The organism is Tropicimonas sp. (assembly GCF_047971885.1).
GTDB lineage: Bacteria > Pseudomonadota > Alphaproteobacteria > Rhodobacterales > Rhodobacteraceae > Tropicimonas.
The window spans coordinates 1-13,777 of record NZ_JBKEAE010000186.1; the positions used below are offsets into that span (position 1 = coordinate 1).

At 65.6% G+C, this 13,777-nt stretch carries 15 protein-coding genes; 8 read left to right on the forward strand and 7 right to left on the reverse strand.

Annotation, left to right across the window (positions count from 1 at the left end; all coding sequences use genetic code 11):
- From ACK5IR_RS15905 to ACK5IR_RS15930, 6 genes are all read left to right on the forward strand, one after another.
- The coding region (locus ACK5IR_RS15905; RefSeq protein WP_416930211.1) for a cysteine--tRNA ligase at nt 1-1,109 on the forward strand (1,109 nt) is incomplete at its 5' end.
- A 166-nt stretch (nt 1,110-1,275) separates the two neighbouring features.
- On the forward strand, nt 1,276-2,907 hold the full coding sequence (gene cimA / locus ACK5IR_RS15910; RefSeq protein WP_416930213.1) for a citramalate synthase: 1,632 nt from the start codon (nt 1,276-1,278) through the stop codon (nt 2,905-2,907).
- A 2-nt stretch (nt 2,908-2,909) separates the two neighbouring features.
- The gene (locus ACK5IR_RS15915) at nt 2,910-3,632 is read left to right on the forward strand and encodes a class I SAM-dependent methyltransferase (RefSeq protein WP_416930238.1); all 723 of its coding nucleotides are present in this window, start codon (nt 2,910-2,912) and stop codon (nt 3,630-3,632) included.
- Nucleotides 3,629-4,399: a phytoene/squalene synthase family protein gene (locus ACK5IR_RS15920; protein ID WP_416930215.1), complete on the forward strand. Its 771-nt coding sequence runs from the start codon at nt 3,629-3,631 to the stop codon at nt 4,397-4,399. The genes ACK5IR_RS15915 and ACK5IR_RS15920 overlap by 4 nt, the downstream gene beginning before the upstream one ends.
- A 94-nt stretch (nt 4,400-4,493) precedes the next feature.
- Nucleotides 4,494-5,174, forward strand: a complete 681-nt coding sequence (locus ACK5IR_RS15925) for an alpha/beta hydrolase (RefSeq protein ID WP_416930240.1) — start codon at nt 4,494-4,496, stop codon at nt 5,172-5,174.
- Between the two features lie 278 nt (nt 5,175-5,452).
- A complete protein-coding gene (locus ACK5IR_RS15930; RefSeq protein ID WP_416930217.1) occupies nt 5,453-6,037 on the forward strand; it encodes an HNH endonuclease in 585 nt (194 codons plus the stop codon).
- Between the two features lie 33 nt (nt 6,038-6,070).
- On the opposite strand, the gene ACK5IR_RS15935 is transcribed toward ACK5IR_RS15930, so the two are convergent.
- From ACK5IR_RS15935 to ACK5IR_RS15960, 6 genes are all read right to left on the reverse strand, one after another.
- Complete coding sequence (locus tag ACK5IR_RS15935) at nt 6,071-6,694, reverse strand: YitT family protein (RefSeq protein ID WP_416930219.1); 624 nt, start codon at nt 6,692-6,694, stop codon at nt 6,071-6,073.
- A gap of 97 nt (nt 6,695-6,791) precedes the next feature.
- Nucleotides 6,792-8,006, reverse strand: coding sequence for an NADP-dependent isocitrate dehydrogenase (locus tag ACK5IR_RS15940; protein WP_416930221.1), 1,215 nt, complete (start codon nt 8,004-8,006; stop codon nt 6,792-6,794).
- A 141-nt stretch (nt 8,007-8,147) separates the two neighbouring features.
- Nucleotides 8,148-8,729, reverse strand: coding sequence for an HD domain-containing protein (locus ACK5IR_RS15945; RefSeq protein ID WP_416930224.1), 582 nt, complete (start codon nt 8,727-8,729; stop codon nt 8,148-8,150).
- A 128-nt stretch (nt 8,730-8,857) separates the two neighbouring features.
- Entirely contained in the window at nt 8,858-9,682 is an 825-nt protein-coding gene (locus ACK5IR_RS15950) for an ABC transporter ATP-binding protein (RefSeq protein WP_416930226.1), read from the reverse strand.
- The gene (locus ACK5IR_RS15955; RefSeq protein ID WP_416930228.1) at nt 9,675-10,676 is read right to left on the reverse strand and encodes a FecCD family ABC transporter permease; all 1,002 of its coding nucleotides are present in this window, start codon (nt 10,674-10,676) and stop codon (nt 9,675-9,677) included. The genes ACK5IR_RS15950 and ACK5IR_RS15955 overlap by 8 nt, the downstream gene beginning before the upstream one ends.
- A 180-nt stretch (nt 10,677-10,856) precedes the next feature.
- The gene (locus ACK5IR_RS15960; RefSeq protein WP_416930230.1) at nt 10,857-11,837 is read right to left on the reverse strand and encodes an ABC transporter substrate-binding protein; all 981 of its coding nucleotides are present in this window, start codon (nt 11,835-11,837) and stop codon (nt 10,857-10,859) included.
- A gap of 263 nt (nt 11,838-12,100) precedes the next feature.
- Here ACK5IR_RS15960 and ACK5IR_RS15965 point away from each other — a divergent pair, with 263 nt between their 5' ends.
- A complete protein-coding gene (locus ACK5IR_RS15965) occupies nt 12,101-12,676 on the forward strand; it encodes a HupE/UreJ family protein (RefSeq protein ID WP_416930232.1) in 576 nt (191 codons plus the stop codon).
- 67 nt (nt 12,677-12,743) lie between these two features.
- Here ACK5IR_RS15965 and ACK5IR_RS15970 read toward each other — a convergent pair whose 3' ends face one another.
- On the reverse strand, nt 12,744-13,397 hold the full coding sequence (locus tag ACK5IR_RS15970; RefSeq protein WP_416930234.1) for an alpha/beta hydrolase: 654 nt from the start codon (nt 13,395-13,397) through the stop codon (nt 12,744-12,746).
- Between the two features lie 156 nt (nt 13,398-13,553).
- On the opposite strand from ACK5IR_RS15970, the gene ACK5IR_RS15975 reads away from it, so the two are divergent.
- A partial coding sequence (locus ACK5IR_RS15975) for an Rrf2 family transcriptional regulator (RefSeq protein ID WP_416930236.1) occupies nt 13,554-13,777 on the forward strand: 224 nt, incomplete at its 3' end.

The following is a 13,777-nucleotide window of genomic DNA, read 5'->3' on the forward strand; positions in this document are numbered from 1 at the left end:
AAACGATTCGCTGGTATCACGAGGATATGGGCGCGCTTGGCGTGCTGCGCCCCACCTTCGAGCCGCGCGCGACCGCCTTTATCGGCGAGATGATCGCGATGATCGGCGAACTGGTCGCCGATGGCTTCGCCTATGAGGCCGAGGGGCATGTGCTGTTTGCGGTGGAGAAATACCCCGAATACGGCCGGCTTTCGGGCCGGTCGGTGGACGACATGATCGCCGGCGCGCGGGTCGAGGTGGCGCCCTACAAGCGCAACCCGATGGATTTCGTGCTGTGGAAGCCCTCGACGCCCGATCTGCCGGGCTGGGAAAGCCCGTGGGGCAGGGGGCGACCGGGCTGGCATATCGAATGCTCGGCGATGAGCCTGGCGCTGCTGGGCAAGAGCTTCGACATCCACGGCGGCGGCAACGACCTGATGTTCCCGCACCACGAGAACGAGATCGCCCAGAGCTGCTGCGCCCACCCCGAGGGGACGTTTGCCCGCATCTGGATGCACAACGAGATGCTGCAGGTCGAGGGGAAGAAGATGTCCAAGTCTCTGGGCAACTTCTTTACCGTGCATGACGTTCTGGGGCAGGGCATTCCGGGCGAGGTGATCCGGTTTGTCTATCTCTCGACGCATTACCGCAAGCCGATGGACTGGACGGCGGAGAAGGCACGTCAGGCAGGGGCGACGTTGAGAAACTGGCGGGCACTGACTGCCGGGCTTGAACCAGCGGCAGCGCCGGATGATCTGTTCCTGAATCATTTGTCTGACGATCTGAACACGCCGGCAGCGATTGCGCAGCTTCACCGCCTCGCCTCTGACTCGTCCCACGACAAGGCAGATTTGAGAACGCTGCTGTCATCTGCGCGTCTTGTCGGGCTTTTGTCGGAAGATATGGGAGACTGGGCACGTGCCCCGGTGATTGACGAAAACATCAACGTCCTGATCCAGAGTCTCATGAACGACAGGTTTCAGGCCAAGGAAGTCAAGGATTGGGCACGCGCGGACCGGATACGGGATGGTCTTCTGAAAGCAGGCGTGAAGGTCAGCGAAGGAAAGGACAGCTACTCTGTCGATCTAGAACCAGACTTCGATCCTCGAAAGCTCGAAGGGCTGAAATGAGCGGTATCATACAATCCATCCGGGCCGCTTGCGGTCCGGGCAACGCCCGAACCGCCCCTCCGGGGCGGGTGCTTCTCGCCCACCCTGCGGTTCGGGCGCTGCCCGCCGTTCGGTGCGGTGTCTGCGGGGATGACAACAAGCACAAGATCGACGGAAGGGACGCGGCATGAGCAAGGAACGGCTCTACCTGTTCGACACCACGCTGAGGGACGGGCAGCAGACGCAGGGGGTGCAGTTCTCTCTTGAGGACAAGCACGAGATCGCCGGGCTGCTCGACGATCTGGGCGTCGACTATATCGAGGGTGGCTGGCCCGGGGCGAACCCGACCGACAGCGAGTTCTTCGAGGCGCCGCCGGCGCTGAAGCGTGCCACCTTTCTTGCCTTCGGGATGACCAAGCGCGCCGGACGGTCGGCGGCCAACGACGAGGTGCTGGCGGGGGTGATGAACGCGGGCACCGGGACGGTCTGCATCGTCGGCAAGAGCCACGATTTCCACGTCACAACGGCACTGGGAGTAACGCTGGAAGAGAACCTGGCCAATATCGCCGAGAGCATCGCGCATATCGTGGGCGAGGGGCGCGAGGCGCTCTATGACGCCGAGCATTTCTTCGACGGTTACAAGGCCAATCGCGAATATGCGCTGGCCTGCCTGCATGCGGCGCTTGGCGCGGGCGCGCGCTGGGTGGTGCTGTGCGACACCAACGGCGGCACCCTGCCGGCCGAAATACACGCCATCACCCGCGCGGTGATCGAAAGCGGCATTCCCGGCGACAGGCTGGGCATCCACACCCATAACGACACCGGCAACGCGGTGGCGGGCACGCTTGCGGCGGTCGATGCCGGGGCGCGGCAGGTGCAGGGCACGCTCAACGGGCTGGGCGAGCGCTGCGGCAATGCCGATCTGGTGGCGCTGATCCCGACGCTGCTGCTGAAGGAGCCCTATGCCGGCCGGTTCGAGACCGGGGTCACGCCCGAGGCCCTGGCCGGGATCACCCAGGCCAGCCGCATGATGGACGACATCCTGAACCGTGTGCCCAACCGCAGCGCGCCCTATGTCGGCGCCTCGGCATTCGCCCACAAGGCGGGGTTGCACGCCAGTGCCATCCTGAAAAATCCGTCGACCTACGAGCATGTCGATCCGGTGCTGGTCGGCAATGCGCGCATTGTCCCGATGTCGAACCAGGCCGGGCAGTCCAACCTGCGCAAGCGGCTGGCCGATGCGGGCATCCGCGTTGAAAACGGCGATCCGGCGATGGGGCGTATCCTCGATCTGGTCAAGGCGCGCGAGGCGGCGGGCTATTCCTACGACACCGCGCAGGCGAGCTTCGAGTTGCTGGCGCGGCGCGAACTGGGGCAATTGCCCGCTTTCTTCCGGATCGACCGCTACCGCGTCATCGTCGAGCGGCGCAAGAACCGGCTGGGCGAGACGATCAGCCTGTCGGAGGCGGTGGTCGTGATGATCGTCGACGGCGAAAAGCGGCTTTCGGTATCGGAATCGCTGGACGAGACCGGTTCGGACCGCGGCCCGGTGAACGCGCTGTCGCGGGCGCTGGCCAAGGATCTGGGCCCGCTTCAGCCCTTTATCGACGACATGAAGCTGGTGGACTTCAAGGTGCGGATCACCAACGGCGGCGTCGATGCCGTCACCCGTGTCATCATCGACAGCGAGGATGCCAGGGGCCGGCGCTGGTCGACGGTGGGCGTTTCACCCAACATCGTCGACGCCTCGTTCGAGGCGCTGCTGGAGGCGATCCAGTGGAAGCTGCTGCGCGACGGCGCGCCGGCGCAGGCGGTGTGACCATGGATATGGAGAGCTTCTTCGTTCTGCACCGGGATCTGCCGCGTGAGGGGCCGGGCGAGCCGCAGGATGTGGCCTGGGCAACAGAGGTGGCCGGGACGCGGGGAAACTGCCGGGTCTGCGACGCGGGCTGCGGGCCGGGCGCCGATACCGAGACCCTGGCTGCACTTCTGCCCGAAGCGCGGATCGATGCGTTCGACCTCTATCCGCAATTTGTCGCGGCGGCCGCCGCGCGCTGCGCCCGTTTCGGTGCGCGGGTCTCGGCGCGGGTCGGCAGCATGGCCGATCTTTCGGGGCCTTACGATCTGATCTGGAGCGCCGGCGCGGTCTATTTCCTCGGCGTGACCGAAGCGCTCGCCCGCTGGCGGCCGGCGCTTGCCGAAGGCGGCAGGGTCGCCTTTTCCGAGCCTGTTCTGCTGGACGCGGCAGAAAACAACCGGGCGGTGCGCGATTTCTGGGCCGATTATCCGGCAATCACCGACCGCGCCGGGATCGAGGCGCGCATCCGGGCGGCGGGATACCGTGTGCTTGGCGGCCGCCTGATCGTCGGCGCCGCGTGGGAGGCATATTACCTGCCGCAGGAGGCGCGCATCGCCGGGCTGCGCGCGAGCGCGGTCCCCGAGGCGCTGGAGCCGGTCCTGCGCGAGGCCGAGGCCGAGATTGCGAACTGGCGCGCTGCGCCCGATCGCATCGCCTATCTTCTGAGCGTGGTGGCGCCTGCATGAGTGTCGAGACCTGCGCCGCGATCGTCGAACGCGGAGATCCGGACCGGTTTCTTTCGACAATGGCGGCGCCCCGCAGGGCACGCGAGGTTCTGTTTCCGCTCTATGCCTTCAATGTCGAGGTGGCGCGCGTTCCCTGGGCCAGCAAGGAGCCGATGATCTGCCAGATGCGCCTGCAATGGTGGCGCGAGTTGCTGGACGAGATCGCCACCGGCCGGCCGGTGCGCGCCCACGAGATCGCCGCGCCGCTCGCTGCGGTCATCCGCGGGCGGAACCTGCCTGTCGCGCCGCTCGACGCGCTGGTTGTTGCGCGGGACTGGGATATTCATGCCGACCCTTTCGAGGACGACGCGCATCTCGACCGCTATCTGGAAGATACCGCCGGTGGCCTGATGTGGACCACCGCCATGGCGCTGAACGTGCCGGCCGAATGGGAGCGGGCGATCCGCGATGCCGGCTGGGCGGCGGGGCTTGCGGCTTTCCTGCGTGCGGTTCCCGAGCTTGCCGCACGAGGGCGCCGGCCGTTGCGCGACACCCGCCCCGATGCGGTTGGCGCGCTGATCAGGAAGGGCCTGATCCGGCTGGCGCGGGCGCAGGAAAGCGGCATTCCCAGGGCGGCGCATCCGGCGCTGCGGTCCGCATGGCGTGCCTGCGCAACCCTGCGCCGCGCCGCTGCCGATCCGTCCGACGTGCTGGCCGGGCGGCTGGGGGAAAGCGACTTTGCCCGCCGTGCCGGGCTGTTGCGCCGCGCCCTGTTCGGCGGCTGGTAGATAGCGCGCTGCCCTTTGGGGCTGGACGTAGCGCGGCCGGCCTGTCACCCATCCGGGTGAGACCAGCATGAACAGACCGGAGCGGGTGGCGGAAATGGTACGGGAACTGAAATCGGAGCGGCGTGGCGTTGCGCCGGGCGGGGCAAAGCAGGTTGTCGTCTTCCTGCACGGCTATGGCGCCGACGGGGCGGACCTGCTGGGGCTGGCCGACCCGATGGAGCCCTACCTGCCCGATACCGCCTTCTATGCGCCCGACGCGCCCGAACGCTGCACCGGCAACCCGTTCGGCCGCCAGTGGTTTCCGATCCCGTGGCTCGACGGATCGTCGGAAGAGGCGGCGAAGGCGTCGATGGCGTCCTCGGTTGCGGATGTCGACGCTTTTGTCGACAAGGTGCTGGCCGACGAGGGGCTGACCGCCGATCGCCTGATATTGCTGGGGTTTTCCCAAGGCTGCATGATGAGTCTGCAAATCGCGCCGCGCCGCGATGCAGCCTGCGCCGGGGTGGTCGGCATTTCGGGCCGGCTGCTCGAACCCGACCGGCTGGCGGCAGAGGCGAAGGTCAGGCCGCCGGTCCTGCTGATGCACGGCGATCAGGACGATGTGGTGCCCTTCGCCTCGCTGAAGGAGGCAGCCGACGCGCTGGTCGAAAACGGATTCGAAACCTACGTCCATGTGATGAAGGGCATGGGGCACGGAATCTCGCCCGATGCGCTTGGCCAGGCGGTGGGCTTCATGCGGTTGAAACTGGGGCTGGAGACCGCCGGCGGCGGTTGACCTGCCAGTTTGCGCGAGATCCCGAAAAGACGGGTGCGCGGGCGGAAACCGGCAGGGATCGTGCCGTCATCGGCGCCGGCACCGACATATTCCGACCCGCCGCCGGGTGGCCGGGCGTCACACGAATGTAACCATCCCCGGTTAGGTGTTGGCGCAAACCACCGTATCGCGGGGGTTGTCACGCGAAAATAGCCACATATAGTGTGGCCAAGCGGGGGCGGGGCGTCCCGCCCCGGGCCGGGATGCGGGCAGACGGGGCGAAGGCGGAGTCTCAGACGATGGACGGTGATTTCAGGACACATTTCGTGCGGGAGCCGGGCAGCCTGCGTCATCATCCTGCACTGGTGCTGAACGCGGATTACCGGCCGCTTTCCTATTATCCGCTGTCGCTCTGGCCATGGCAGGAGGCGATCAAGGCGGTATGGCTCGATCGGGTGGAGATCGTCGCCGAATACGACGAATGCGTGCGAAGTCCTTCCACCACGATCCGGATTCCCTCCGTCGTTGTCCTCAAGGATTATATCAGGCCGCGGAAGTGCGTGGCCTTCACCCGCTTCAATCTGTTCCTGCGCGACGAATTCCGCTGCCAGTATTGCGGCAGCAGGGGCGATCTGACCTTTGATCATGTGGTGCCGCGCGCACGCGGCGGGATCACAAGCTGGGAGAATGTCGTCGCCGCCTGTTCCGCCTGCAACCTGAAGAAAGGTGCGAAATCGCTGCGGCAGGCAGGCATGAGCCTGTGCCGCGCCCCGCGCCGGCCGGGCGCCGAGGAATTGCGCAACATGGGCCGCAAGTTCCCGCCCAACCACCTGCACCGGAGCTGGCTCGATTACCTGTACTGGGATGCCGAGCTTGAGGCGTGAGGACTGACCGGTCAGCCCCTGTGGCCGTTGGCATTACAGCGCGATGTAGCGGTCGCGCCGGTGGTTGACGGCGATGATGCCGTTGAGAACCACCGCGCCGAACAGCGAATAGGCGACGACCCGGCCGGGAAACAGCATCGCCGCCACGGCGAACAGAACCACGTCGAAGATCAGTTGCAGGTAGCCGGCCCGGAAGCCGAAGCGATCCTGCACCATCAGCGCAACGATGCCGAGCCCGCCGAGGCTCGCCCCGTGGCGGAAGATCACGATCAGGCCAAGCCCGGTCAGTGCGCCGAAGATCGTCATCCCGACCAGCGGCTGAACCTCGCCCAGTTGCACCCACTGCGGCATCAGGTCGACCAGCAGCGACAGCAGCGCGACACAGCCGAGCGATTTCAGCGTGAATTCCCGCCCCATCCGTGTCCAGGCCAGCCAGTAGAACGGCAGGTTGACGACCAGGAATACCGCGCCGAAAGGCCAGCCCGCGACATAGGAGATCAGCAATGCCAGCCCCGCCGTCTGGCCGGTCAGAAAGCCCAGATGGGTCAGGAACAGCATCGCCACCGAACAGACGAGAACGCCGGTACTCAGCCCCTGCGCGTCTTCGAGCGGGGTATGGCGAAGCGCCGGATCGGCAGGGGGAACGGGTGCTGGCATGGGATTGCGGTAGCCGGTTTCCGGTGCGGGGGGAAGCCCCGTCGCGCGCGGAACCGCCCGGCGCAGGGGGCGACCGCCCGGGCCGCCGCCGTCGCGATCAGTTCACCAGCGCCTTGTTCAGGTTCTCGTCGATCTTTTCGAGAAAGCCCGTGGTGGTCAGCCAGCGCTGCTCCGGTCCGACCAGCAGCGCCAGATCCTTGGTCATGAAACCGCTTTCGACAGTGCTCACCGTCACCCGCTCCAGCGTGTCGGCAAAGGCGGCAAGGGCGATGTTGTCGTCAAGCTTCGCACGGTGCTTCAGCCCGCCCGTCCAGGCGAAGATCGAGGCGATCGAGTTGGTCGAGGTCTGTTCGCCCCGCTGGTGCTGGCGGTAGTGCCGCGTGACGGTGCCGTGGGCGGCCTCGGCCTCGACGATCTTTCCGTCCGGTGTCATCAGTTGCGAGGTCATCAGGCCGAGCGAGCCGAAACCCTGGGCCACGGTATCGGACTGCACGTCGCCGTCGTAGTTCTTGCACGCCCAGACGAACCCGCCGTTCCATTTCATGCAGCAGGCGACCATGTCGTCGATCAGCCGGTGCTCGTAATGGATGCCCTTCGCCTTGAACTGCTCTTCGAACTCCGCCTCGTAGATCTGCTGGAACAGATCCTTGAAGCGGCCGTCATAGGCCTTGAGGATTGTGTTCTTGGTCGAAAGATAGACCGGCCAGCCGAGGTGCAGCCCGTAGTTGAACGAGGCGCGGGCGAAATCGGCGATCGACTGGTCGAGGTTGTACATGCCCATGTAGACGCCGGCCGACGGGGCCTGATAGACCTCGCGCTCGATCACCGTGCCGTCGTCGCCGGCGAATGTCATCGTCAGCCTGCCGGCGCCCGGAAAGGCGAAATCGGTCGCCTTGTACTGGTCGCCGAAGGCGTGGCGGCCGATCACCACCGGCCGTGTCCAGCCGGGCACCAGACGCGGCACGTTGCGGCAGATGATCGGGGCGCGGAAGACGACGCCGCCAAGGATGTTGCGGATCGTCCCGTTGGGCGATTTCCACATCTTCTTCAGGCCGAATTCCTCGACCCGCGCCTCGTCGGGGGTGATGGTGGCGCATTTCACGCCGACACCGATTTCCTTGATCCGGTTGGCGGCCTCGACGGTCACCTGATCGTCGGTGCGGTCGCGCTCCTCGATCCCGAGATCGTAGTAGAGCAGGTCGATGTCGAGATAGGGCAGGATGAGTTTCTGTTTGATGAAATCCCAGATGATGCGGGTCATCTCGTCGCCGTCGAGTTCGACGACCGGGTTCTCCACCTTGATCCTGGTCATGGCGGTGGCTCCTTGGGTGCAGGGTGAATCGCTGGCTGCCTGATAACGCAAAGAACCGCGCGACGGAAGGTGGTATGCGAAGGTATACAAAATGATGTTGACGGTTGCCCGGGACCGGCTCCGCCGCCAGCGCGGCGCCGGTCAGCGGGCGGCGGAAAAGAACGGCGCGACGCGGGCGCGGATGTAGCTCCAGACCGCCGGGGCGCCGCGCCGGACCTTGCTGCCGACGCGGGTGTCGATGTGTTCCATCGTCACGTCGTAGTCGATCCAGCTTCCGCCGCCCGAGGCGAGGTTCTGTAACAGCGGCTGCACCCGGTCGATGGATTTCGCAAAGACGGCATCGGGCGTCTGCGCCGCTTCGAACTCGTCCCAGAGCGCGCGGAATTCCGTGGCCTGATCGGGTGGGAGCAGCCCGAAGATGCGATCGGCTGCCGCCCTTTCCCGCGCCTCCTGTGCGGCGGTATCGAAACTGCCGTGGATCGGCGTGTCGCCGGCGTCGATCTCGACCAGATCGTGCAGCAGAAGCATTCTCAGCACGCGGTCGATGACCACCCCGGGGCCGGCCTGATCGGCCAGCACCAGCGCATAGAGCGCGATATGCCACGAATGTTCGGCTGAATTCTCGCGCCGCGAGTTGTCGCCGAGCGGCGAGGCGCGCAGGATACCCTTCAGGCGGTCGGCTTCCTGAAGAAATTCGAACTGTCGGGCGAGGCGGTCGGTCATCGGCGGCTCCGGTACTGCGCTGCGGGCCGTCCCGGCGCGGAACGGTCGGGGTCTGATAACCGACCAGCCGAGGCCGCGAAACACCAAACCCGCTGTCATGAAAAGCGGGAGCGGCAGGGGCGGGGCGGTCAGGCAGGGGCGGGGTCGGAAAACTCGCTGGGCTGCTCCGGTGTCCCGCTTCGGGCCGATACCGCGCTGAACAGGGGGACCATTGCCTGATGGCGGCGTGCCCGGTCCCTGATCTCGACCATTCGCACCGGCAGGCCGTACAATCGTGTCAGTTGCCTGTCGGTCAGAACCGCGTGTGTTTCGCCAAAGATCACCGTTGCGTCGGGAAGCATGAGCAGCGCGCTGTCCGCGACCGCAAGGCAATGGTTGGGCTGATGGGTGGTGAAGATGACGCTCAGCCCCTCGTCGGCCAGCCGGCGCATCAGGCTCAGCACACGGTCCTGATTGCGAAGATCGAGCGCGGCGGCGGGCTCGTCCAGCAGCAGTATCGCCGGTTCGCCGGCAATGGCGCGCGCGATCAGGACCAACTGACGCTCGCCGCCGGACAATTCGTCGAAGCGATGCCGTGCCTTGTGCGCCATCCCGATCACCTCAAGTGCCGCCAGCGCCGCGGCGCGGTCGTGCCTGCCCGGCATGCGCAGCAATCCGATGTGGCGCGCGCGGCCCATCAGTACCATGTCGAGAACCCGGTAGGGAAAGGGGCGGGCGAAATCCTGCGGCACCAGACCGGCGGATCCGGTGATCTCGACCCTGCCGCCATCAGGGTGCAGGAGGCCGGCCGCCACCCGGAGCAAGGTGGATTTTCCGCGTCCGTTCGGCCCCAGAATTGCCATCACCTCGCCCGGATGAACGGTGAAGTCGAGGTCGCGGAACTGCCAGATCCTGCCATCCCAGGAATGGGCGGCCCGGTACGCCCGCACGCGGCAGGGGGCGAGCTCAGGCATTCCGGCGGTTCCGCCACAGCAGGACGGCGAATACCGGCGTTCCGATCAGCGCCGTGAGGATCCCGAGCGGGATTTCGGCGGCGGTGGTCGTCCGGGCGACATTGTCGACCATCAGAAGGAAAAGCCCGCCGAGCAGCGCCGAAACCGGCATCAGCCTGCGATGATCGGCACCCGCCAGCATCCGTGCCAGATGGGGCACCACCAGTCCGACCCAGCCGATCATTCCCGAAACGGCGACCTGGGCGGAAACGATCATTGCCGTCAGCAGCAGCACAACCCATCGCAACGCGGCAACCGGTACGCCAAGCGCCCGGGCATCCTCGTCGCCCATGGACAGGATGTTGATGCGCCAGCGCAACATGAGCAGACCCGCGCCGCAGGACAGAACGGGCGCCGCGAGAAGCCACGCCTTGTCGGCGTTGGCGGTGGCAAAGCTTCCCAGAAGCCAGAATACCATTACCGGCAACTTGTCCTGGCTGTCGGCCAGAAACTGCATGAGGCTGACCAGGGCCCCGAAAAACCCCGAGACGATGACACCGCCAAGAACCAGAACGAGTATGTCGCTCTTTGAAACCGCGGTGCTCAGCGTGTAGACCAGCAGGAGGGCGGAAAGACCGAACGCAAAGGCCGGACCCAGCAGGCCAAGATACTGCCATCCTGCAAGGATCGCCAGCGTTCCGCCAAACGCCGCGCCGGCCGAGACGCCCACGACCTGCGGTCCGACCAGCGGATTGCGGAACACGCCCTGCAGGGTCGCGCCGGCAAGCGACAGGCCGGCCCCGGCGAGAATGCTCATGGCGATGCGGGGCAGGCGCACAATCGCCACCACGCTCCATTCCATGGGCGAGACCGGTACCGGCGGCTCTACCCAGGGCGAGGCGAGAATCTCGATGACCCTGACGAACGGAATGTCGACACGCCCCAGCCCGAGCGAGGCGATTGCCGCGATCGCCAGCAACAGGGCCAGAAGGACAACCAGCAGGTGCTGTCGCAAACCTTCAGCCTGGGCCGCGTTGGGGTGTGCAGATGGCAGGTCAGTCACGTTTCGCAGGGCCGTGACGGAGATTGCGGGCCAGGTTTCCGTCTTCCGGATGCAGCATGCCTAATCTCCCTGTCCGACAGGTCCGCTTCAACGATGCGCATCCGGCGCGCGGATGCCCGGAAGGGCGACCGCTCATGCCGGGGGCTGCGCATCCAGAATGCGCGTGACTTCTTCGTCGCTTGCCGAGTATCCGAAGAAACGCTGGTAAAATTCCCGCACCTCGGCGCGCATGTCGGTATCGGCAAAAAGTTCGGGATAGATCAGCCGGGATGTCCACATCAGTTGCAGGGCAAATTCGGTCGAATACCTGTCCCAGAGAAAAACACCCTTCGGGTTGCGATAAACCCTGCCCTCGCGGACGGCCGTCACCCCCTCCCAGCCGCCGGTCGGTCCGGGCAGCGGTTGCTGGGCATTGGCGCCGACGATGACGATGTCGGGCTGCCATTCCAGCACCTGTTCGAGCGATACCGTCTGCAGATTTCCCGTCAGGCCATCCGCCGCATTGCGGCCACCGGAGAGACGAATCCACTCGTCGATGATGGTTTCCGCTCCATCGGCCTGCAATGGTTCTATCGAGGGAAGGTGAAGAACGCGGGGGCGCCGCTCATCCGGGACGGCTGCGATGCGCCCGGCAATTTTTGACTGGATATCGTCCAGATAGGTTTTGTAATCCACCACGCGATCCTGTGCGACATCCGTCGCCAGCGCATCCGCCGTCTGGTCGAGCGCCGCCAGAAGCGTTTGCAGGCTGTTGAAACTCAGCTGGTGGGTTTCGATGCCGGCCGCGCGCAGCGGTTCGGCCGGCGTCGAGTTGGAAACAAAGGCCAGGCCAATCCCCTCGCTCAGCAGCGTCTCGGTGTTCGGCTGCCCGCTTGGCACGACCGTTGCGCCGGCGAGTCCCGGTGTCATGTGATATAGCCAGGGATAGATTTCGGGCTTGCAGACCGTCACCTTTATCTCGTCCCCGGAGCCAAGCATCGACGCAACCGCGTTATGGGCAAACCAGAGATCCGCTATTCTGCGCTCCTCGGCCGTTGCCTGGGTTGCAAGCGCCGCAAGAAGTGCCGTGGCGAGCACTGCCACCAACGACTTTGCCAGTCCGAATATCGTCATCAGCTTTCCCCGCATCTTTTCTACGATATATTTTATCATACATATCGACGGCAAGAACCACGCCGGGCCGAGGCAACAATGCCGCACCTGTCGCTGTCTGGACCGGCCGAACACGATTTCCACCGGCAAGATGCAGTGCAAGACCTGCGATTTTCGCGGCAAGGCGGTTGTGCCGAAGCGGTATCGGTGCGCATAGTCGGGCCACGTCGCTCATGGATACGACTCCTGCCGAGGTATCCGGTTAACCCAACGAAGGAACCGAAATGAAAAGCATTTTCCTTGCCATAGCCACCGTTCTTGCCGCAACTCCGGCGCTCGCCCACCTGAACCCGGGCGAACACGGCTCGTTCATGGCCGGCCTGTCGCACCCGGTATTCGGGCTCGACCATATCCTTGCCATGGTCGCGGTCGGGCTCTGGGCGGCCTCTCTGGGCGGGCGCGCCATGTGGGGGCTTCCCGGCGCTTTCGTCGGTGCGATGGTGGCCGGATTCGCGGCTGCGATCTCGGGGGTGGGGATGCCTTTCGTCGAGCCCATGATCCTCGTTTCGGTTCTGGCGCTCGGGCTTGCGGTGGCGCTTGCGCTTCGTCTGCCGGTGGCGGCGGCAGCAGCCATCGTCGGCCTTTTCGGGCTGTTCCACGGGCACGCCCACGGCGGCGAACTGGGGGCGGCGGGCGCGCTTGCCTTCGGAGCCGGATTTGCCGCCTCGACCGCGATCCTGCACGCCATCGGGGTTGCCACGGCTGTGGCGGCCGGCCGGGGCCTGACCGGAACGAAGGCCGTTCGCGGCCTCGGGTGGGCCACGGCGCTGGGTGGTTTGTGGGTCATGGTTGCAGGCTGAGCCGGACCCTCACCGGCAATCCGCGCGCCGGCCGGCCGAGACCGGCCCGGCCGGCGTGCCTGCCGGATCAGCGTGTCGTTTCGGTCAGCCGCCGGCGCACGTATGCCTCGACATGATCCAGCATCGGCTGCATGTGCGGCTCTTCGAAGAAGTGTCCGGCGCCATCGAGTTGCTCGTGCGTGATGGTGATGCCCCGCTGCCCGTGCAGCTTGGCGACCAGCGTCTCGGTGTCCTTCGGCGGCGCGACGCGGTCGGCGGTGCCGTTGATCACCAGCCCCGAGGACGGGCAGGGGGCGAGGAACGAGAAATCGTACATGTTTGCCGGGGGCGATACCGACACGAAGCCGGTGATCTCGGGGCGGCGCATCAGAAGCTGCATGCCGATCCAGGCGCCGAACGAGAACCCCGCCACCCAGCAATGCTTGGAGTTCTGGTTCATCGATTGCAGGTAATCGAGCGCTGAGGCGGCATCCGAAAGCTCCCCGATCCCCTGATCGTATTCGCCCTGCGACCGGCCCACGCCGCGGAAATTGAACCGCAGCACGGTGAAACCCATCTTGTGGAAGGTGTAGTGCAGGTTGTAGACGACCTTGTTGTTCATCGTGCCCCCGAACTGCGGGTGGGGGTGGAGGATGATCGCGATCGGTGCGTCCTTTTCGCGTTGGGGATGATAGCGGCCCTCCAGCCGTCCTTCGGGTCCGGGGAAGATCACCTCGGGCATGAGCGCCTGTCTCTTTCCTGTCTGGGACCTGGCCGCAACCCGTTGACGATTCCGGCCGGTCAAATTACTGCAAATGCAATGTGCGCCGTTGCGAAAGCGGGGCGAATGGCAGTTAAGCTTCCCTGCCTGTGACGTCAACCTTTGCGGAGGTCTGCGATGAAACTCAGCACCAAGGGACGGTACGCGATGGTCGCCCTGATCGATATCGCGCTGGCGCCGAAGGACGATCTGGTGACCCTGGCCGAGATCAGCGAGCGGCAGGATATCTCGCTGCCTTATCTGGAGCAGCTTTTCGTCAAGCTGCGGCGTGCGGGGCTTGTGCAATCGGTGCGCGGGCCGGGGGGCGGCTATCAGCTGGGCCGTCCGGCCGAGACCATCCG

What these genes read in the sequence shown, in the direction of transcription:
- cimA (WP_416930213.1), top strand. Translation starts at nt 1,276, where the DNA reads ATGAGCAAGGAACGGCTCTACCTGTTCGACACCACGCTGAGGGACGGG.
- ACK5IR_RS15915 (WP_416930238.1), top strand. Translation starts at nt 2,910, where the DNA reads ATGGATATGGAGAGCTTCTTCGTTCTGCACCGGGATCTGCCGCGTGAG.
- ACK5IR_RS15920 (WP_416930215.1), top strand. Translation starts at nt 3,629, where the DNA reads ATGAGTGTCGAGACCTGCGCCGCGATCGTCGAACGCGGAGATCCGGAC.
- ACK5IR_RS15925 (WP_416930240.1), top strand. Translation starts at nt 4,494, where the DNA reads ATGGTACGGGAACTGAAATCGGAGCGGCGTGGCGTTGCGCCGGGCGGG.
- ACK5IR_RS15930 (WP_416930217.1), top strand. Translation starts at nt 5,453, where the DNA reads ATGGACGGTGATTTCAGGACACATTTCGTGCGGGAGCCGGGCAGCCTG.
- ACK5IR_RS15935 (WP_416930219.1), bottom strand. Translation starts at nt 6,694, where the DNA reads ATGCCAGCACCCGTTCCCCCTGCCGATCCGGCGCTTCGCCATACCCCG.
- ACK5IR_RS15940 (WP_416930221.1), bottom strand. Translation starts at nt 8,006, where the DNA reads ATGACCAGGATCAAGGTGGAGAACCCGGTCGTCGAACTCGACGGCGAC.
- ACK5IR_RS15945 (WP_416930224.1), bottom strand. Translation starts at nt 8,729, where the DNA reads ATGACCGACCGCCTCGCCCGACAGTTCGAATTTCTTCAGGAAGCCGAC.
- ACK5IR_RS15950 (WP_416930226.1), bottom strand. Translation starts at nt 9,682, where the DNA reads ATGCCTGAGCTCGCCCCCTGCCGCGTGCGGGCGTACCGGGCCGCCCAT.
- ACK5IR_RS15960 (WP_416930230.1), bottom strand. Translation starts at nt 11,837, where the DNA reads ATGACGATATTCGGACTGGCAAAGTCGTTGGTGGCAGTGCTCGCCACG.
- ACK5IR_RS15965 (WP_416930232.1), top strand. Translation starts at nt 12,101, where the DNA reads ATGAAAAGCATTTTCCTTGCCATAGCCACCGTTCTTGCCGCAACTCCG.
- ACK5IR_RS15970 (WP_416930234.1), bottom strand. Translation starts at nt 13,397, where the DNA reads ATGCCCGAGGTGATCTTCCCCGGACCCGAAGGACGGCTGGAGGGCCGC.